Source organism: Corynebacterium sp. KPL1814 (genome assembly GCF_000478175.1).
In the GTDB taxonomy this organism is placed as follows: domain Bacteria; phylum Actinomycetota; class Actinomycetes; order Mycobacteriales; family Mycobacteriaceae; genus Corynebacterium.
In genome coordinates this window covers 764,805-783,482 of sequence record NZ_KI515774.1, presented here as the reverse complement: position 1 = coordinate 783,482, position 18,678 = coordinate 764,805, and the positions used below count along the sequence as shown (strand labels likewise).

Sequence of the window (18,678 nt, the reverse complement as noted above, 5' to 3'; positions counted from 1 at the left end):
ATCGAATCTATGCCTACGTGGAAAGAAGTTACCGAAGCCAATCCCGCCCACTCCCATAATTTCGCCCGCAAATGGAAGATGCTAGAGGCGCAGGGCAAGGACATTCATGGGGAGGCCCGGCTTGTCGATGCCATGGTGGAACGCAATTCCACCATCCTCGACGCCGGCTGTGGAACCGGCCGCGTCGGCGGGGAATTGCTGCGCCGCGGACACAGCGTGGTGGGCATCGACGTGGACCCTATTCTGATCGAACACGCCGAACATGACTTCCCGGACGGCGAATGGTTCGTCGGGGATCTGTGCACGGAAGAGGTTCCTGAAGGACCCTTTGACCTCGCTGTTTCTGCGGGAAACGTCATGGGATTTTTGGCCGTGGACGGCCGCGAGGAAGCCCTGCGGAATATTTTTAACTCGCTGACCCCCGGCGGACGCTTCGTCACCGGCTTTGGGGAAGGCCGCGGCTGGGACTTCCAGGACTTCCTCGATATGGCGCAGAAGGTGGGTTACCGCGTTGACTTCACATTCTCTTCTTGGGACATGAAGCTATTCTCGGAGCATTCCACCTTCTTGGTCGCCGTGCTTTCCAGGCCTGGCGCAGACCTATTGGCATAAGGCCTTAAAAGCGCCGGTCCGCTTGGTCGAAGAAATCTACCTCGTGAATGCTGGCGCTGATAAAGGCGCGCTCGGCGCGGGTACGGGTGGCCTCATCCGCCTTTTCTAAGGTTTCCTCCACAATCCTGATGCTCTCGCGCACCCCGGCGAGGAAATCTTCGCCGCCGTAGACCTCCAACCAGGCATGGTAGGGGTGATCCGGCGAGTCGAATTCCGCCAAGTGCAGGCCTACCTCCGCATACAGCCAGTAGCAGGGAAGTACCGCCGCGATGCCGACGGCATAATCTTCCGTGTGCGTGCTGCGAATCAGAAAATCCGTATAAGCGCAGGTGACCCGCGATGGTGCCGTGGTGGCCGAATCCTTCAACCACCCGCGGTGCAGCTCAGCCTCCTCTGCGAGGCATTCGTAGGCGCCCTGCGCCCAGTGCAATTGCTGTGCGGTATCGGGTGCCTGGCTGGCCAAGCGAGCCAAGGCCTTCGAGTAGGACGCCAGGTACTGCGAATCCTGATCAAGGTAGAAACTGAAAGCATCGTTGGCGAGTGCTCCGGACCCGAGCTTCTGGATGAAGGGTAGTGCCTTTACCTGATCCCAGTGCTCCGCTGCGATATTCCACAGGCGCTGCGTGTACGGGCCAGCGGCGGCAACCCGCGGCTGTTCGGGATTTTCTACCTCTTCCAAAGGTCCAGCCAAGTGAGGAAGCGGGACCGAGGATGCAGCCCGCATCAAGCGCTGCGAGCGGTGCAGGTGGTCTACCGGCCCGCTGCCCTTGCCGACGCCCAGCGCATCCGCATTAGCAATCGCCTCGTGCAACCAGTCCGTCGACCACTCAAGGGCGGTGGCGGCATCATCGCCTGCGCCAAGCCGCGTTGCTAGGGCAGAGGAGAGGGAGCAGCCCGTGCCGTGGGTATTCTTGGTCTGCACTCGGGCCGATTCCACGCGGTGAACCTTGCCATCGGGAGTGACCACGGCGTTATCGGCAATCGCCGAGTCAAGGTGCCCGCCCTTGACGATGACCGCCGTATCCGCCTCAGCGGCCCACGCCTTAGCCACCTCGATGGCACGGTCCAAATCCGTGGCTTCCTCCGTCTGCGTCAGCACGGCTAGCTCCTTGAGGTTGGGCGTGATGACATCAGCACGGGAGCACAGCTCGCGCACCGCCTTTTCCGCCTCTGGGTCCAAGAGGCGATCACCGCTGGTGGCCACCATGACCGGGTCCAAGACCACGGGGACGGACGGCTCGATCTGGTCGAGGAAGGTGGACACGAGGTCGGTGATGGGGGCATCGGCAAGCATGCCGATCTTGATGGCGTCGATCTCTACGTCCTCGCGGACCGAATCCAGCTGCTCCTGCAGGAAATCCAGCGGCGGGACGTGGACGCTGCGCACGCCCTGGGTGTTTTGGGCCACTAGCGCGGTGACCACGCTCATTCCATACCCGCCCGCGGCAGCGATGGACTTCAGATCGGCCTGAATGCCGGCTCCGCCTGTGGGATCGGTTCCAGCAATCGAGAGAATACGGGGGTAGGTTCCTTTAGCCACGGTAGGCCTCCTTTAGGTTGTGTGCTGCCGCTGCCGGGTCACCAGCAGCCATAACGTCGCTGACCACGCAGATCCCTGCGAAGTCGCTTGCAGAAAGTTCGTGGGCATTGTGCGCCTTGATGCCGCCGATAGCGACGGACTCGATGCCGCGTTCGCGCGCCGCGGTGGCAAGGCGCCTGGCTGCCTCAGCGCCGATTCCCGCTGGCGCATTCTTCTTGGTCGCCGTCGAATAAACCGGGCCGATGCCAATGACATCGGGGGCCTCCTGCGGGTCAATGGCGTCCAACTCTTCCCGTGTGCCCACCGAAAGCCCGATGAGCTTATCGGGGCCGAGCAGCGCGCGTGCTTGGTGTAAATCCATATCGTTTTGGCCAATGTGCAGGTGGCAGCCCACCCTGGCCGCTACCTCGACGCGGTCATTGATAAAAAGCGGTACATCGCCTAAGACCTTCATGAGCTCGCGGGCGGTAGCCTCCACCTCCTCGTCGCTGGCCTCCTTATCGCGCAATTGCACGACGGTAGCCCCGCCGAGCACTGCCTCTTGTACGATGGGAACGACCTTGTCCCGCCCGCCGGCGAGCTCAGGATCTGTGATGAGGTACAGCGTCCAATCGATGCTCATGACAGCCCCGCAATGTCTGCGACCTCGGAGGCAGAGATCCGCTTCTTGATTCCATCGGTCGACAGTTCATGCAGCGCATCGAGCCAGGCAACCGCAAAGGAGCCGGGCGCCGAGGATTTCTCCGCGGCAACGCTGCCCGCGGCCCCCACATGCGCATGCGCTGCGATGATCGCTGCGAATGGATCCTCCCACGCTGCCAGGTAAGCCGCGCAGATGGCGCCCAGCGAACAACCCGTGCCGATGACGTTTTGCAGCATCGGGTGCCCGGACTCGAGGCTTACCGCCCTCGGCGATTCGCCTGCCTGCACGATGAGATCCGTGGGGCCAGACACGGCAACAACGGCACCAGTCTCGCGGGACAATTTGAGTGCCGGTTCCAGTGCCGCCTCTACGCCATCGGTGGACTCCACGCCGCGCCCGCCGGCTCCGGTTCCTGCTAGAGCTATGATCTCGGAAGCATTGCCGCGAATCGCCGTCGGGCGCTGCGGCAAGACTTCGTGCATGAACTCGGTGCGCTTGTGCAGACCACCTGCGCCGACGGGATCGAGGACCCACGGGTTTCCAGCCGCGGTCGCACCGGCGATTGCCTCGCGCATGCCGTCGTATTGTTCGGAATTCGGGGTACCGCAATTGATAAGCACGCCACTGGCGATCTTCGCAAAATCTTGCGACTCATCTGGAGTATCTACCATTGCTGGGCTGGCGCCGATGGCCAACAGCGCGTTGGCAGAAATATTGCTGACGACCTTATTGGTCAAGCACTGAATAAGTGGAGCGGTATCGCGCACCGCATCGTGGGCACGGAGAAATGAACAATCCACAACAATCCCTTCGCTAGTTCTAACTGAGAGCAGGTTCAATGGGTATATCTCAGCCACTGCGTGGCACCCCATGTTGTACTGCCCAAGCCTAACAAAAATGGGAAAATAGGAACGAAAACCACAAAAGCCGCCGCCCACAGTCCCGTTGCGGGGTAGTAGGACGGCGGCTGGTGCCGAGGAGAATTTAGTTCTTCTCTTCTTCTGCCTCATCGATGAGGTTGCGGGCGATGCGCTGCTGGGTAGTAATCTCCAGGTTGCCGCGGTTGCGGGAGAGGATATTAGCCGCCCAGTTGACCAATACGGCCAAGCGGCTGCGCAGGCCAACGACGTAGGTCAGGTGCAGGGCCAACCATGCCAACCAGCCCGGGAAGCCTGAGAATTCGGTCTTGCCCAGCTTCACGACGGCATTGAAGCGGGTCACGATGGCCATCGAGCCCTTGTCGAAGTACTCGAATGGCTCCTTTTCATCGGCCGTGGACTCCTCGTCCACCTTGGTCTCGATGAGCTTGGCGACGTGCTCGCCACCCTGAATTGCCACCTGTGCCAAACCCGGCAGGCGGTTCAGGGACATCATGTCACCGATGATGTAGACGTTGTTGAAGTCACCAACGGTCATGTCATCGTTGACGGATACGCGGCCCGCGCGGTCAGCCTCGACGCCAGCTTGATCAGCGACCATCTTGCCCAATGGGGAAGCAGCGACACCGGCGGACCAGATCTTGGTCGCGCCCTCGAGGGTGACCTCTTCCTCGGTCTTCATGTTCTTGTAGGTCACGGAGTCTTCGTTGACATCGGTCACCATGGCGTTCAGGCGAACGTTAACGCCTTCCTTTTCCAGGGTGCGCTGGGCACGGCGGCCGAGGCGCTTGCCAAACGGTGGGAGTACCTGGGGCGCGCCGTCGAGCAGGTAAATCTTTGCGGCGGAGGTGCCGTAGGTGGAGTAGACATCGCTAAGCGTGCGGTTAGCCAACTCAGCGATCTGGCCGGTGAGCTCCACACCGGTTGGGCCGGCACCGACGATGATGAAGGTGAGGAGGCGCTCGCGCTCAGCGGGGTCATCGGTAAGCTCAGCTTTTTCGAAGGCGGAAATGATGCGGGAACGCAGCTCCAGGGCATCATCCAAGGTCTTCATGCCAGGGGCGAACTCGGCGAAGTGGTCATTGCCAAAGTAGGACTGGCTGGAACCAGCGGCGACCACGAGGGAGTCGTAGGAGTAGGTGCGCGAAAAGTCATCGAGCTCGGCGGTAACCGTCTGATCCTCCAGGTTAATGTCGGTCACGTTGCCGTTGACAAAGTCCACATTATCCTGGTTGCGCAGCAGCTGGCGGGTCGAAGGGGCAACCTCACCAGCGGAAATCATGCCGGTAGCCACCTGGTAGAGCATTGGCTGGAACAGGTGGTGGTTCTTCTTATCGATGAGGGTGATCTCAACATCGGCGTTCTTCAACTTCTTCACAGTGTTAAGACCGCCGAATCCACCGCCAACCACGACGACGTGGTGACGGCTTCCGTTTGGACGATAAGGGGTATCAGTCATGGAATTAATGCGACCTTCCTCGAGAAAGCTTATTTAAGTACCCGTATAGTGTAAACGCTTGTCACATAACGTGCATACTTGATGCCCATTTACATACGATTCGGGTTTCCTTTCATGCGGAGTGCCTCGACCGAAACCGCTCAGAATCTGGCTAAAATAAGCCCAACCGTGACCCTTGCACCCAGGAGCGCTCCCCAAACCATGAGTTTTTCCACCCCCGAGCATCTACGCTCCATTAACGCGGAGGCGTGGCCCAATATCGCGACCGTGCCATCGCAGCGCTGGGCGACGCTAAAATCCCGCCGGGCCGAAGCAGAATTTGCCAAGGCCTGCGATAGCGCCGGCTTGGAGCTCGAACTCGATGCTGCTGGCGGCCCCGATTTGAAGGTGGGTCACGATGCGCTCTTTGAGCGGATCGCCGCTACCGGATGGTTAGGCTTTGCCGAAAGCTATATGGCAGGCGAGTGGACCGTCGAATCCTCCGCCCAATTGGTAAAAGTTTTGGGCAAGCTCCTGCAGGTGGGGTACCTTCCCAAACCGCAAGGGGTAAGCGTGCGTGATTCTGAGCCAGGGGAGCTGCCGCTCGACTTGGTGCACCTCTATGCCGGCGATGGCCTCAGCCACGTTGGCGGGATTTTCTCCAGCGGCGTGCCGACGACGATCCGGGAAACGGTCGAGAGCTTTAGCCCGAAAGCCGGCGGCAGGGAGCCGAAGAGCCACTTTGTCGATGTCACCACGGTGAGCGAGCCCACCAACGTGGACCGGGATGACTTGGGAGAGGCGCAGCGCAGGGCGGCAGACTGGCTTCTCGATGCCACCCGCACCGGCGCCGGTACCCACCTTCTTGTCTATCCCGCGGCCGGGATGCAGGCCGCGATACGCGCTACCAAGCGCCGCGCCACAGTCGACGTCCTGACCAGCGATGTCGAACAAATCACCCAGATGCGCGAGGCGCTTGTCTTTGCCGGAACGGAAGATTCTATCCACGTAGAGCGGATTCCGGATTCCGTTCCGAGCCCGAAGCAGTGGCGCGGGCACTACGACGCGATCATCAGCGTGGAAAAGTTCGAACAATTAAGCCCGCGAGAGCGCAAGGCCTATATCCGAGTCCTCGACCGATTCCTTACCGCAAACGGTCGGGCGGCTTTTCAATCCATCGTGGCCACCGAGTCCATGTCGGAGGCTGCCCGAGCATCCTTGCAGGCCATGCGGGCCTATATCTGGCCAGGACTCGACTATCCGCTGACCATGGACGTGCACCGGCTCGTGGATAAGAACTCGCACTTGCGCATCGTGTCCGAAACGCACGTGGGCAGCCACTATATCGAATCCCTGCGCCAGCAGCGATCCTTTTTTGATGGGCATCTTCGCGAGGCCGCCGCTGCCGGCTTTGATCCGGTTTTCCGCAGGTTATGGACCTTCCAATTCGCGCTTCGTGAGGCGCTCATGAGCCTCGGGATGATAGACTCCGTCCAATTCGGACTGACCCACCGCAATCGCGGCGGGCGCCGCTAGGATTTTTATTGCGGAAGCTCATCAAATTCGTCCAGCAGTTCAACGCTCGGGACGAAAAAGTTCGTACCGGTCAAGGCCGTGGAGAAGTCCAGGATTCGGTCATAATTGCCCTCGGGATCGCCGATGAACATATTGCGTAAACGCTCGTTGATATCTTCTGGGTCCTTGGCGTACCCGATGAAGTAAGTGCCCATCTCGCCTGAGGCAAAGGAACCGAAGACCATGTTCTCGCGGTAGATGTCCTCCTCGAGGTCATTGAGAGCCACGTGGGAATTTGATGGCTGCGCATCCTCATCGAGCTCCACGTCATCGGCCTTGGTACGCCCGATAACGCGTTCCTGCTCTTCGGTGCTGATACCGCTCCACTTATCTAGGTCATGGGTGTATTTTTGCACTGTGACGTAGGAGCCGCGGGGATAATCGGCGTCATCGGCAAGCAGCACTGTCTCTAGAGCTTCCTCGGGGAGGGGATTGGCGGTGCCATCCACAAAGCCTAGGAGGTCGCGCTGGTCCAAGTACTTGAAACCCTGGGTCTCATCGATGACGGTCGCAGCATCGCCCAGCTGGCGCAAGACCTGGCGCGCCATCTCGTGGCAGAGGTCATAGGTATTCGCGCGGAAATGCAGCAAAATATCGCCCGGCGTGGAAGGCGCCTTGTACGTGCCCTCGAGCGGCTCGAACTCCTTGAGCTTGTCCGGGCGGGGAGCGCTGGTGAGGCGTGGCCACATGTTGGCGCCGATGCCAACGACCGTGTACAGCTCGCCCTCGTTATGGCGGAAATTGACGGACTTGAGGGTATCGCCAAATGCGGAGAGCATGTCCCGAGTGGCTTGCTCGCCGCCTTCTGCAATGTTCAAGACCAGGAACAGGGCGGCGCGGGAAGGCTTAGTGACAACGCGTTGAATAGTCATGAAGTCCAGCATATGTGTTGGCCTTGGGCGTTGCACGTTTGGTGTATGTGGTGTGTGGGGTTGGTGTGATGTGCCGGCATGGCTTGCATGCGGGATGCGCTGGCATGGCGTGATGCGTTTTTGCAAATAGCGAGCCGATTTGGGCCTTTTGAGGGGCTCTATTTGTAAATTTGGAACACTTTGCGCCCGGGTGGCTGGACCATTCTTGGATCAAGGGCCGCGGCACGATGGGAGGGACTTCTACGGATCTAAAATGACATAATGTACATTATCGGACAATTATGGAGATCTGCTGGTTAAGTTGAGGGCGGCTTGAGTGTAACCCCTTAGGTCCGTGGATTCGGTCCGGGATGTTGGCTGGCCTACCTGTTGCTGCACGCTGAGGTCTTGAGAGCGTCAAAGCTTCTGCGACTTCGGCTCCTCAGCGGCCAGAGTTTAGATTCCTGAAGCGAGCCTGGCTTGAGAAATCGTTTCGACGAGGCTTGTGTGGAGTGTCTGGCAGGCGGCACGCCACGGCTCCGGACGGCTCGGACGTCCGATTGAGTCGAGATTCGCTTCAGGCGGTCCTTTCCTGCCGCTGGACCTTGGCACACTTATACCCCGGCATTTAGTCACAGTGACGTTAAAATAACGCTATTGGTTTTTGTAGGCGCTCCACAGCTGCCAGATGGTTAACACCGCCAGCAATGCTGCAACCGCCGTGACTAGCCACATCTGTTGGACCGCGACGAAAATCGAGAAAGCTATGACGACAATGAGGCGGAACCAAAGCACGGGAATTAAACGTCGAGAATTCACGGTTTAGTCCTTATTCAAGGAGACGCGCAGGTTGATCTCGCCGTCCTCGGCAACCTTAGCCGCCAGCATGTCTGGCGTCTCCACGTTGTAGTCCAAGCGGTTAATCGGAATATCGCCGCCAATGACGATATCGTCGCCGTCGCGCAAAACATCGAACTCATGGGTGATTTCCTGCGTCTTGTCCTTGATCTTGAGGTCACCGGTGAGCTTAACGGAGCCTATGGTGCCGTCTTCGGGGACATCGGCAAGTGAGACGGACTTGGTAAGCGTGAAAGACGATTCTGGGAAGTCTGAGGTCTTAAAGAGCTTGGACTTCATATTTTGGTCGCGGACTTTCTTATCCGTGGTCAAGGAATCCATATTCACCGTGATGGTGGCGGATTCCAGCGTGGAATCGGAAATCTCCGCCTGGCCGGTGACCTCCGTGGTCGACCCAGAGGTGGACGTCCTCTCCGCCGGCAGAACCTCGTCGAAGGTAAAGCCCACCGAGGTGTGGTTATCGGCGCGGCCCTTGGCCACAGACCAGGAACCGTCGACCGGCGTTGAGGCTGCCTTGGCGCCATCGGCAGTCACGGGCTCCGTCTTGACGCCGCCGCTTTTGAAAAGCGAGTACACAATCGGGCCGATCGCTACGGCAGTAAGCACGAGGATTAAAACCACGAAGATGGAAACGACGAGTTTCCGGTTATAAAAAAGCTTTTTCATCTACTATCGAAGTCCTTCTAAACGCCGAGCCAGCGAAATAAGCTCCTCACACAGACTGGAAAGCTCTTCCGCGCTCGCGCCTTCTTCCGCGGCGGTATGAATGTCTTCTGCGGAACACCGCAATTCAAAAAGGCCGTCGCGCAAACCTTGCACTTTATCTGGGCTTAAGATTACTGCATCGGCAGGAATATCCGTGCCACTAACATTGTTTCTTTGTTCATAGGCACGCTGTTTGCACGAGGCGCTGCAAAACTTACGTGGTCGTCCCCTACCGCCTTGGTCAATATCCTTTCCACACCATTGGCAGGAACCGACATTGCTTTCACGACTAGCTGTACGGATCACTCGATACACTTTAGTCCATTAAACGGCGGGCTGGGAACAATACCGCGTGGGTGTTCGTTATAATAAATAGCTCTTAGGCGAAACTATCGCCGTCAATCAGGGATCTCTTTGAAAAGGATGATGTTGCATGGCAGATCGCGTACTCCGTGGCAGCCGTATGGGTGCAGTCAGCTACGAAACTGACCGCGACCACGACCTCGCACCGCGTCAGATGGTGAAATACCGCACGGACGATGGTGAGATTTATGAGGTGCCCTTTGCACATGAGGCAGAAATCCCTGAAGAATGGATGTGCAAGAATGGCAAACTGGGCCACCTCGTAGAGGGCGAAGGCGTGGAAGCTAAGCCCATCAAGCCACCGCGCACACACTGGGATATGCTGCGGGAGCGTCGCTCCATCGAGGAGCTCGATGAGCTTTTGGAAGAGCGCATTAACCACCTGCGCTCCCGCCGTCGGACCGCTGCTCGCCTCCTCAAGGAGCAGGAACAGCAGAAGAAGTCTTAAAGGCTCAAGCGGAATTAATTAAAGCCCGTACCCTGACCGCCACGGTGGCGTTGGGGTACGGGCTTTATGCTGCTTAGATTACTTCTTCTTAGTCAGCTGGCCCACCTGGTGCTTGACCAAGTATCCCAGCTCATTGGCCAAGTTGGTGGCCCAGCCCACACCGTTGCGGGCCTTCTGGCCGGCATTGTGAACAGAGCCGTATTTGACCTCGTGGTCCGCCAGCTTGGACATCTCGCCGGCAAAATCCTTCACCTGCTCCGCGCGGTGGGCCACGCCCCACTTGGTTACCTCGAAGAGGGAATCCTTGACAAAGGAACCATCCAGCTTGGATTCGCCGTACTCGCGCTCGGTGAAGGTGATGGGCACCTCGCGGATATCGTATCCAGCCTTGACCGCGCGGAAGGCCAAGTCCACCTGGAAGATATAGCCGGCCTTGGACAGCTCATCAAAGTCGATGTCTTCCAAAAGCTCGCGGCGGAAGGCACGGTAGCCGGCGGTCATATCGGACAGGTCGGTTCCGAGCGCGAAAGAGATGTAGAGGTTGCCCAAGCGGGACAGGTACTCGCGGGATGCCGGCCAATTGACGGTCTCGCCGCCCGGCACGTAGCGGGAACCGATGACTAGGTCCGCGCCCTCGTCAATCTCCTCCAACAGCAAGTGCAGCTGTTCTGGGGCGTGGGAGCCATCGGCATCCATCTCACAAAGGACCTGGTAGTCGCGCTCCAGGCCCCATTCGAAGCCGGCGATATAAGCGCCCAAAAGGCCGCCCTTGCCCTCGCGGTGTAGCACGTGAATGTGGTCATCTTCTGCTGCGAAAGCATCGGCCTTCTCGCCGGTGCCGTCGGGGGAATTATCATCCACAACGAGGATGTGAACCTCTGGCAGCGCCTCGCGGACGCGGCCGGTAATCAGGGGAAGGTTTTCAATCTCGTTATACGTTGGGATGATAACCAGCGTCGCAGAATCAAGAGTGCTCACAGTAATTAATGCTCCTACTTTTCTTTAGCGCCGACACCGCGAGGTGTACGACCCAATCGGTTAGTACGCACGGCAATGAGTGCGCAGACGGTACCAATAATAACCATCAGCCACTGCATGAGCGAACCGTAGCGCACCGAAAATGTTTCGCCGGTTTTCAGTGGCAGGCGTTCTACCAGTGCCGCGGGCTCAAAAAGCTCCGTGGATTGGCTCACGCTGCCGTCTGGGTGCACGAGTGCGGACACTCCAGAGGTGGCTGCAACCACGACGGCGCGGTCTGTTTCTAGCGCGCGCAGCCTGCTCATAGCCAGCTGCTGGTACGTCATATCGGAAAAGCCGAATGTTGCGTTATTGGTCGGAGTCGTCAGAATCTGCGCGCCGTTTTTGACGGATTCATGGAAGGCATTATCGAAGGAGACCTCATAACAGGTCGCCACACCTACCGCGACGGAATTCATGGAGACCACACCGGGCCCGTCCCCTGCCTTGAAATCACCGGCGAGGTCAACGTAGTCAGAGAAATGCGCGAAGAAGTCCCGCATGGGCATGGTCTCACCGAACGGCTGCAGGTACTTCTTATGGTGGTGATCGCCCTCACCGTGGCCAGGGGTAAAGACTTGCATGGTATTGCGCGCGCCTACCTCATCGCGGGTGGCGGTACCGACCAGCACGGGAGCGTCAATGGCATCGACGGCCCCGCTAATGGCTTGGGCTGCTTCCCCATCGCGGAAAGGATCAATATCGGAAGAATTTTCCGGCCAGATCACCAGATCTATATCGTCTTCGCGGCGCGCGAGCTTCTCCGTTTCCTGAACGTGGTTATTTAGTACCGCGCGACGCTGCCCGGCGAAGTCCAGACCGCTGCGCGGCACGTTACCTTGAATGGCCGCCACCTTGGTATCGCCAACCTTGGTATCGGCAGGATCGATGCCACGCCCGGCCGCTAGTCCAACGATGAGCGGGAGAATAAGGGCGGCGCCAGCGGCAATCTTTACCCGCCCGCCGCGCAGCAATAAGCCGGCAAGGCCGCAGGCGCACAGCGCCGTTGCCACTGTAATCAGGGAGGTCCCGCCCCACGGGGCGAGATTGGCTAAGGGCCCTTCGATTTGTCCCCACGCCAGTTTGACCCAAGGGAAACCACCAAAAGGCACCGAGGAACGCAGGACCTCCACGGCGAGGTACACGAAGGGAAAGACCAGAAATCCATATCGCCACCGCGCCACAGAGGCCCCGAATATCCCTAAAAGGATGGCATATACCGAAAGCCAGATGGCAAGCGCCGCATAGGGCACGGTCCCTACCAACTCGCCAATCCAGGGCAGGCTCAGCAAGTACAGAATCAGCCCGTGCGCCACCGCCAAAAGCGCGCCTGTGGCCCCGCGCACCTGTCGCCCACGCCAAGGCATGAGGCTCACATACAGCAGGGCGATGCCAATGATCGCGCCCCACCACCAGCCGCGCGGCTCAAGGGCGGTAAAGGTCAGCGCACCAGATATGCCCGCTATGACGAGGCGGGCGAAAAATATCGCCACTTATTTTCCGTCCTGCGAATTGCCATCGCCGCGGGGACCGAAGTCATCAGGATCCAGGTTTTCGGACCAGTTGCGCAGCTCTTCTTCGTCGATAACTTCGTGGGAATCGCTCTGACCAGACGATTGCCCAAAAGATTGGCCCGAGGCCTGCCCAAAGGAACCAAAATTGCCATAGCTATCGTGCTGCTGTGCCATGGGCGATGCCTCGTAAATGCGCACCCCCATCTTCTCCACCTTGCGGTAGATGGATACGGCCATAAACTTTCGAAACAGCGACCGCGTTGGGGCGAAGATGAGCAAGATACCAATAAAACTGGTCAAAAACCCAGGCAGGGACAGCAACATGCCACCGGCCAAGGTTAGGCCCACATTCCCGGCGGTTTTACCCATGTCGTTATCGCGGACGTAGTAGGTCCCGTCACCCGCCTGTTCTACCTGTTTACCCATCAACCGGCGCACCTCAATACCGGCGATGGACATTCCAAAGAACATGGTGATGAACAGAGCAATGAACGCCCAAAAGAGGCCAATCCACTCGGCGACGGCCCAAAACGCTAGGGTTTCCGCCAGCATATAGAGGACGAGATATAAAAACGGCATAGCTTCCAGTTTAACGAGCAAAGCTGACGATATGCTGGCAACACTCGATCCCAGCGCAGGGCTTCTCACCGGCTACACTGGCAAGCTATGCATTACCCCAAATTTTTCCAGCATCCCGAGTCCGGCACTTCCCTGCGCCTGCACGTTGTGGGCGGTTTTACCAGCCCTAATGATTGGATCCATTTGGGTTATTGCGCGGCGCACTGGGCCGATGGCAGCGTCTACATTAGCCCTAATTCCGCCATCGAGTTGCGGGGAATTACAGACAAGGCCCAGCTTGCGGCGGAGCTGGATAAATTAGAGCTGCAGAGCTTCCACATTCCTGTGCTGGCCTCTCCCCTTTCTGCCGCCGCGAAGCAAGCCGCGCGCCAGCTGACCACGCACCTGAATACCGAACAGCCGGGCCTGGAGTCGCTCGCGATTACCACTGACGCCGACGATCTGCCGGCCTCTGCCGCGCAGGTTAGTATGCAGCTGCTTGACGATGCCACCTTAAACATCACCCAGTCCCCCGCCACTAACAGCCCGACCGCGGGCCTCTCGCTTGCCGATGCCGCAACCCACCTCCAGCGCCTCGGTGCCTTGCGCACCGAGGCGAGGAGTACCGAAGCAAAAGGCACTGAGGCGAAGGCCACCGGGGCGGCTGGTGCGGAACTCGCCGCAGAACCTGGGCCCATTGGTTGGTTGGATGAGCACCAGGCAGAAGGCGTGGTCAACCTTGGTGCGGGGGTCTACCAAGGCGCCATCCCGGCGCAGTTCGCGCAGCTCATCGGCCAGCTCGAGGTGGCCATCACGGTCACCCCGTGGGGAGGTCTCGTCTTTCACGACATCGCAGAGGGCGATGCCGAGGTCGTCCTCCGCGTGCTCGCCCCGCGCGGTTTCATCTTCGACATCAATTCGCCCCTGCTGCGGGAGGGCGAGGCCGGCTAACGCGGCATGTGCCGCCACACGGGCCGGGGCACCAACCGCATGACCCAGGCCAAGGCTTGCAGGGCCTTCGGGATCCACAAGGTGTGGCTGCGCGCCTGACCGCGGCGGTCGTCGTTGTCTATGCAGGCAACGACGGCATCGGCGACATCGCCTGGCCGCACCGATAGCGGCGCTGGTTTCATCCCCTGGGTCATGGACCCAATGACGAACCCGGGGCGCGCGGTAATCAACCCAAGCCCACTGTCGTGCAACCTATCCGCAAGGCCCTGGCAAAATGCATCCAGCCCGGCCTTGGTGGAACCGTAGACATAATTGGCGCGGCGGGCCCGCCAGCCAGCGATGGAGGAAAAGGCCACGATATGGCCGCGCGGCATCGACTGCGCCGCCACCGTTAGCACGGAGACCTGGGCGGTGTAGTCGATAGTGGCGATTTGTGCTGCGTGGGACGGATCGGTTTCCGCCTTATCTTGATCCCCTAGGATGCCGAAGGCGACCACAGTCAGCTCAATGGCGCCGACGCGTTCCTTGGCCTCGGCAAAGATCTGGCGGTGCTGGGAGAAATCCTCCGCATCAAAGGACAGCTGGTGGACGCTGCGTGCACCTGCGGCCTCTAGCTGAGAGGTTACCTCCTGAAGCCCGTGCGTCCCGCGCGCGGCGAGGACGATGTCGTTGCCGCAGGCCACGCGACGGGCGATTTCACCGCCGATATCGCTGCGCCCGCCTAGGATCAGTACGCCAGCCACTTAGCGCACTTCGCGTTCAACGACGTTGAGGGACTCGTATCCATCCTTGGTAAGTACCACGATGTCTTCTAGGCGCATGCCCCACTGGCCTTCTAGGTAAATACCCGGCTCAATGGAAAAGGCCATCCCCTCTTCCAGCGCTAGGTCATTTCCCTCCATGATGAAGGGCTCCTCGTGGGTCGAGAGACCAATTCCGTGGCCGGTGCGGTGGACGAATTTATCGCCCCAGCCGGCATCGGCAATAGCTTTCCTCGCAACAGCGTCGATTTCTTCGGCCGTGCTGCCGGGCTTGGCGGCGGCGCGGGCGGCCGCTTGGGCATCGTAAAGCACTGCATAAGCGTCCTGGAAGTCCTGCGGTGCCTGGCTAAGATCGCCGCCTACGACGTAGGTGCGGGTGCAATCGGAATGGTAGCCGGAGGGCAAGGTGCCTCCGAGATCCACGACGACGGGCTCGCCCGCAGCCAGCTTCCGGTCAGAGAAGCTGTGGTGCGGATTGGCGCCATTCGGGCCAGAGCCCACGATGACAAAGTCAATGATGGAATGTTCTTCGAGGATGAGCTTTTCCAGTTCGTGCGCCACCTCGGCCTCGGTGCGGCCGGGCTGCAGGAGCCCAGGAACCTGGGCGTGCACGGCGTCGATGGCCTGGCCGGCCCTGCGCAGCTCTGCGATTTCCGCCTCATCCTTGCGGGTAAACAGCTCCGCGAGCGCGTAGGTGGCAAGGACATAATCCGTCTCGGGCACGAGCGCCTGGAACTGCAGGATGTGGTCCGCAGTCAGGGATTGGCCCAGAGCGACCTTCTTGATCGGCGCAGCGCCCTTGAGGGCGAGCTCGTAGGGATTATCGCCGTCATTCCACCCGCGCAGCTCCACATCGAGCTTGCCGACGGGCGCCGATTTAATATCCGTGATATCCGTATTCGGCGAGACTATCCACGGCGTGCCGCTTTGGGGAACGGCTAACACCGTCAGGCGTTCGTGGGACGATACCCACGAACCGGTCAGGTAGGCGAAATCGGGGCCGGTGCCAATCAGCAAAAGGTCAATGCCCTGCTGGGTGGCCGCTTCTTGCGCGGCCGCGAGCCGGCGCGAATACACTTCGGGAGAAAAAGCCTGAGTAGTCATACACCTCAGTCTACTAGCCAGCAGGCCGGGCTAGCTTAAGCCCCGATCGCGACGACCCCGCGCTGGATGGCATCGATTGCGCGGCGCGCGTTGCGCTGAATCTGGCCATCGTAGCCAGTCTTGGCGATTTGCTGCAGGAGGTCCACAACTTGGCGGCACCACCGCACGAAGTCACCGGGGGTAAGCTCCGCGCCCGCCTCATTGGCCGCCGCCATGCAATAGCCCAAGGGCGCACCCGCTGACCATTGGTGAATGGCCAGAGCAAAACCGGCTTCCGGCTCGCGCGTTGGGGGCAGGCGGTGGCGCCGCTCATCCGCGCTGAGCTCGGTATAGATGCGCCAGGTCGCATTCATGGCATCGGCCATGCGATCCGTTGCGGCTTCCGGCTGGCCCCCAGTGGCCTTCCTATTTTCAAAGCAGCACAGAGATGCAACGCCGGCCAACTCCGCCGGATCCAGCTCATCCCATATGCCTCGCTTCAGGCATTGGGCAACGAGCAGATCGGATTCGCTATGAATCTTTGCCAGGCGCTCGCCTTCCTCAGTGATGACCGGCGTGCGATCGCTGCCGGCACCAGAGAACTCGACATAGTCCATCTCCGCGAGCAGATCCACGATGCGTTCAAAGGTGCGGCCCAAAGTATCGGTCGCCTTATTCACCTTGGTCTGCAGCTTTTCGAGGTCGCGCTCGCGGCGCGCCAACTTCTGTGCCACGCCGGCCAGTTGCTCCCTGTCGGTGGCGGGCCAGTCGTGCGCAGGGTGCTCGCGAATGGCATCGCGCAACTCGCCCACCCGCTTATTTGGTCGCAGGCGTGGTTTCGACTTCATCCGCTTCGGACGATCAAACTTTTCGCGGCGGAAGACATCCTGGATGTACTTGGTATTGCGCCGCGGATTCTTCCGCACCGGCTTCGGGATCTTAATACGGCCCAGCTGAATCGGTGGATTGCTAATCCCGGTGGCATCGATGCGCCCAGACCACCCAGATTCCGTGGTCACCCACGGACGTGGATCCTCAGTCTGGTTGGCCGGGGTGACCACCGCGGCAAGGGTGGGCCGTTTCTTTCCGGCAATCGCGATGACGTCGCCCAATTGCAGGCGGGCTAGCACCGCGACTACTTCCTGGGTGCGTTGGTGTTCCTTATCAACCTTGGATTGTTTTTCTTCTGCCGTTAGCTCGCGGCGCAACCGGATATAATCCATGAGCACCTCGGCGGGATCCTCGCCGTCCTTGGCCGGTGGTGCGAGGGCATCGACGGCATCGTCAAGCTGCTCCCGCAACTCGCACACGCGATGCTCCGCGCGTTCTAATTCGCGGGTTTCTTCCACCACGGAGCCATCGGCTTGGAACTGTGCGAAGGACTTTTCCAGCAGCCGCAGCGAGTCTTCAAAACCGAGCATGCCCAGCAGGTTAATGGCCATGTTATAGCCCGGCGCAAACGTAGAAATGAGCGGATACGTGCGCGTCGAAGCCAAACCTGCGACAAAACGCGGATCCATAGCAGGCGCCCACTGCACGACCGCGTTGCCCAGGGTATCGATTCCGCGCCGGCCAGCACGCCCGGTCAGCTGCGTGTATTGGCCTGGCGTGAGGTCCACGTGCGCTTCGCCATTAAACTTAATGAGCTTTTCGAGCACCACCGTGCGGGCGGGCATATTAATGCCCAAGGCAAGGGTCTCTGTTGCGAATACGGCGCGCACCAAGCCGCGAACAAAGAGTTCTTCGACGATGTGGCGAAATGCCGGCAGCATCCCTGCGTGGTGGGCAGCAAAACCACGCGAGAGCGCTTCGCGCCACCGCCGAAAGTCTAGGACCTGGAGGTCTTCTTCTGGGATGCCCTCGACGCCGGCATCGACGATGGCCTTGATTTCTTCTGCTTCTTCTTGCGTCGTCAGCACCATCCTGCTGCGCAGGCACTGATAGAGCGCGCCGTCGCAACCGGCGCGGGAAAAAATAAAGGTAATCGCGGGCAGCATATCTTGCGATTGCAGCACCTTGAGCACCTCCGGGCGCCCTAAGGGACGGTAGCGATCCTGCGGGCGAGAAGAACCGGAACGACCGCCGGCCTTCCCATGAAAATCGCTGCGCCCGCCGCCCTTGTGGCGCGCCCTCGCGCGAAAACCCTTGCCGGATTTATAGTCCGCGCGCGCATCATCGCTATCGCCCGCCTCCAAGCGCTGAATGCGGCGCTCTAACTCAGAATTGACCTGGCCGCCGGATTCCGGTTCAAAGAGCGGATAAATCTTGCGGCCCAACATCATCCATTGATCGAGCGGAACCGGCCGGTGTTCGGTCACAATGACAGAGGTATCTCCGCGGACGGTAGCGAGCCATTCACCGAATTCCTCGGAATTGGACACGGTGGCAGATAGACCAATGATGGAAACGTGATCCGCCAAGTTCAAAATGACTTCTTCCCAGACCGCACCGCGGGAGGCATCTGCAAGGAAGTGGATTTCATCCATGACCACGTGGGTAAGCCTATCCAGCGCGGGCGAATCCGCGTAGATCATATTGCGCAGCACCTCAGTGGTCATCACCACGATTTCGGCGTCCGAGTTGATAGAGACATCGCCAGTAAGCAGACCAACGGCATCCTCGCCGTGCTCAGCGACGAGGTCGTGGTACTTCTGGTTGCTCAGCGCCTTAATCGGGGTGGTATAAAAGCACTTCGTGCCGCGGCTTAAGGCCAAAGAAACGGCAAACTCGCCAACGACGGTTTTACCTGCGCCGGTAGGGGCGCAGACGAGCACACCTTGGCCACTTTCTACCGCCTCACACCCCTGCACCTGGAACTCATCCAAGGGGTATGGGAGGCCGGCAGCGAAGGTATCCAGGTGAGTTTCAGTCATATCTCACAAG

Annotated in this window: 18 protein-coding genes and 1 riboswitch; of the genes, 4 read left to right on the top strand and 14 right to left on the bottom strand. The window is 59.7% G+C overall.

The genetic code is table 11. The annotated features are described in order from the left end of the window. Window positions 1–9: 9 nt before the first annotated feature. Window positions 10–612, top strand: a complete 603-nt coding sequence (locus HMPREF1257_RS03675; RefSeq protein ID WP_023017516.1) for a bifunctional 2-polyprenyl-6-hydroxyphenol methylase/3-demethylubiquinol 3-O-methyltransferase UbiG — start codon at window positions 10–12, stop codon at window positions 610–612. Between the two features lie 4 nt (window positions 613–616). On the opposite strand, the gene HMPREF1257_RS03670 is transcribed toward HMPREF1257_RS03675, so the two are convergent. From HMPREF1257_RS03670 to HMPREF1257_RS03655, 4 genes are all read right to left on the bottom strand, one after another. Then, window positions 617–2,152, bottom strand: coding sequence for a bifunctional hydroxymethylpyrimidine kinase/phosphomethylpyrimidine kinase (locus tag HMPREF1257_RS03670; RefSeq protein WP_023022300.1), 1,536 nt, complete (start codon window positions 2,150–2,152; stop codon window positions 617–619). Next, window positions 2,145–2,774: a thiamine phosphate synthase gene (gene thiE, locus HMPREF1257_RS12465; RefSeq protein WP_023022302.1), complete on the bottom strand. Its 630-nt coding sequence runs from the start codon at window positions 2,772–2,774 to the stop codon at window positions 2,145–2,147. The genes HMPREF1257_RS03670 and thiE overlap by 8 nt, the downstream gene beginning before the upstream one ends. Then, a complete protein-coding gene (gene thiM, locus HMPREF1257_RS03660) occupies window positions 2,771–3,595 on the bottom strand; it encodes a hydroxyethylthiazole kinase (protein ID WP_034659151.1) in 825 nt (274 codons plus the stop codon). The genes thiE and thiM overlap by 4 nt, the downstream gene beginning before the upstream one ends. Then, window positions 3,583–3,676, bottom strand: a riboswitch (TPP riboswitch). Its footprint overlaps the gene before it by 13 nt. A 103-nt stretch (window positions 3,677–3,779) precedes the next feature. Further along, window positions 3,780–5,132 carry an NAD(P)/FAD-dependent oxidoreductase gene (locus HMPREF1257_RS03655; protein WP_023022305.1) on the bottom strand — a complete coding sequence of 451 codons (1,353 nt, stop codon included), beginning with the start codon at window positions 5,130–5,132 and terminating at the stop codon, window positions 3,780–3,782. A gap of 201 nt (window positions 5,133–5,333) precedes the next feature. On the opposite strand from HMPREF1257_RS03655, the gene HMPREF1257_RS03650 reads away from it, so the two are divergent. Beyond that, a complete protein-coding gene (locus HMPREF1257_RS03650) occupies window positions 5,334–6,647 on the top strand; it encodes a class I SAM-dependent methyltransferase (protein ID WP_023022307.1) in 1,314 nt (437 codons plus the stop codon). Window positions 6,648–6,652: 5 nt separating this feature from the next. Here HMPREF1257_RS03650 and HMPREF1257_RS03645 read toward each other — a convergent pair whose 3' ends face one another. From HMPREF1257_RS03645 to HMPREF1257_RS11785, 4 genes are all read right to left on the bottom strand, one after another. Then, the gene (locus tag HMPREF1257_RS03645) at window positions 6,653–7,558 is read right to left on the bottom strand and encodes a Dyp-type peroxidase (RefSeq protein ID WP_034659225.1); all 906 of its coding nucleotides are present in this window, start codon (window positions 7,556–7,558) and stop codon (window positions 6,653–6,655) included. A 633-nt stretch (window positions 7,559–8,191) separates the two neighbouring features. After that, window positions 8,192–8,356 carry a hypothetical protein gene (locus HMPREF1257_RS12360; RefSeq protein WP_023022311.1) on the bottom strand — a complete coding sequence of 55 codons (165 nt, stop codon included), beginning with the start codon at window positions 8,354–8,356 and terminating at the stop codon, window positions 8,192–8,194. A 3-nt stretch (window positions 8,357–8,359) separates the two neighbouring features. Then, entirely contained in the window at window positions 8,360–9,061 is a 702-nt protein-coding gene (locus tag HMPREF1257_RS03635; RefSeq protein WP_023022313.1) for a YceI family protein, read from the bottom strand. A gap of 3 nt (window positions 9,062–9,064) precedes the next feature. Further along, on the bottom strand, window positions 9,065–9,406 hold the full coding sequence (locus tag HMPREF1257_RS11785; RefSeq protein WP_081443662.1) for a hypothetical protein: 342 nt from the start codon (window positions 9,404–9,406) through the stop codon (window positions 9,065–9,067). A 127-nt stretch (window positions 9,407–9,533) separates the two neighbouring features. On the opposite strand from HMPREF1257_RS11785, the gene HMPREF1257_RS03625 reads away from it, so the two are divergent. Continuing rightward, window positions 9,534–9,911: an RNA polymerase-binding protein RbpA gene (locus HMPREF1257_RS03625; RefSeq protein WP_005279221.1), complete on the top strand. Its 378-nt coding sequence runs from the start codon at window positions 9,534–9,536 to the stop codon at window positions 9,909–9,911. 78 nt (window positions 9,912–9,989) lie between these two features. Here HMPREF1257_RS03625 and HMPREF1257_RS03620 read toward each other — a convergent pair whose 3' ends face one another. Genes HMPREF1257_RS03620 through HMPREF1257_RS03610 form a run of 3 tightly spaced genes read right to left on the bottom strand, consistent with a single transcriptional unit; the run spans window position 9,990 to window position 13,021 of the window. Further along, window positions 9,990–10,889 carry a polyprenol monophosphomannose synthase gene (locus HMPREF1257_RS03620; RefSeq protein ID WP_023022315.1) on the bottom strand — a complete coding sequence of 300 codons (900 nt, stop codon included), beginning with the start codon at window positions 10,887–10,889 and terminating at the stop codon, window positions 9,990–9,992. A 14-nt stretch (window positions 10,890–10,903) separates the two neighbouring features. Next, entirely contained in the window at window positions 10,904–12,421 is a 1,518-nt protein-coding gene (gene lnt, locus HMPREF1257_RS03615) for an apolipoprotein N-acyltransferase (RefSeq protein ID WP_023022317.1), read from the bottom strand. Then, complete coding sequence (locus HMPREF1257_RS03610; RefSeq protein ID WP_023022319.1) at window positions 12,422–13,021, bottom strand: FxsA family protein; 600 nt, start codon at window positions 13,019–13,021, stop codon at window positions 12,422–12,424. A gap of 87 nt (window positions 13,022–13,108) precedes the next feature. Here HMPREF1257_RS03610 and HMPREF1257_RS03605 point away from each other — a divergent pair, with 87 nt between their 5' ends. After that, a complete protein-coding gene (locus tag HMPREF1257_RS03605) occupies window positions 13,109–13,951 on the top strand; it encodes a hypothetical protein (RefSeq protein ID WP_023022321.1) in 843 nt (280 codons plus the stop codon). On the opposite strand, the gene HMPREF1257_RS03600 is transcribed toward HMPREF1257_RS03605, so the two are convergent. The 3 genes from HMPREF1257_RS03600 to HMPREF1257_RS03590 are packed head-to-tail and all read right to left on the bottom strand — an operon-like array spanning window position 13,948 to window position 18,668. Continuing rightward, window positions 13,948–14,694, bottom strand: coding sequence for an SDR family oxidoreductase (locus tag HMPREF1257_RS03600; RefSeq protein ID WP_023022323.1), 747 nt, complete (start codon window positions 14,692–14,694; stop codon window positions 13,948–13,950). The two genes, HMPREF1257_RS03605 and HMPREF1257_RS03600, sit on opposite strands and share 4 nt — an antisense overlap. Next, a complete protein-coding gene (locus HMPREF1257_RS03595) occupies window positions 14,695–15,816 on the bottom strand; it encodes a Xaa-Pro peptidase family protein (RefSeq protein WP_023022325.1) in 1,122 nt (373 codons plus the stop codon). Window positions 15,817–15,851: 35 nt separating this feature from the next. Further along, entirely contained in the window at window positions 15,852–18,668 is a 2,817-nt protein-coding gene (locus tag HMPREF1257_RS03590; protein WP_023022327.1) for an RNA helicase, read from the bottom strand. Window positions 18,669–18,678 lie beyond the last annotated feature (10 nt).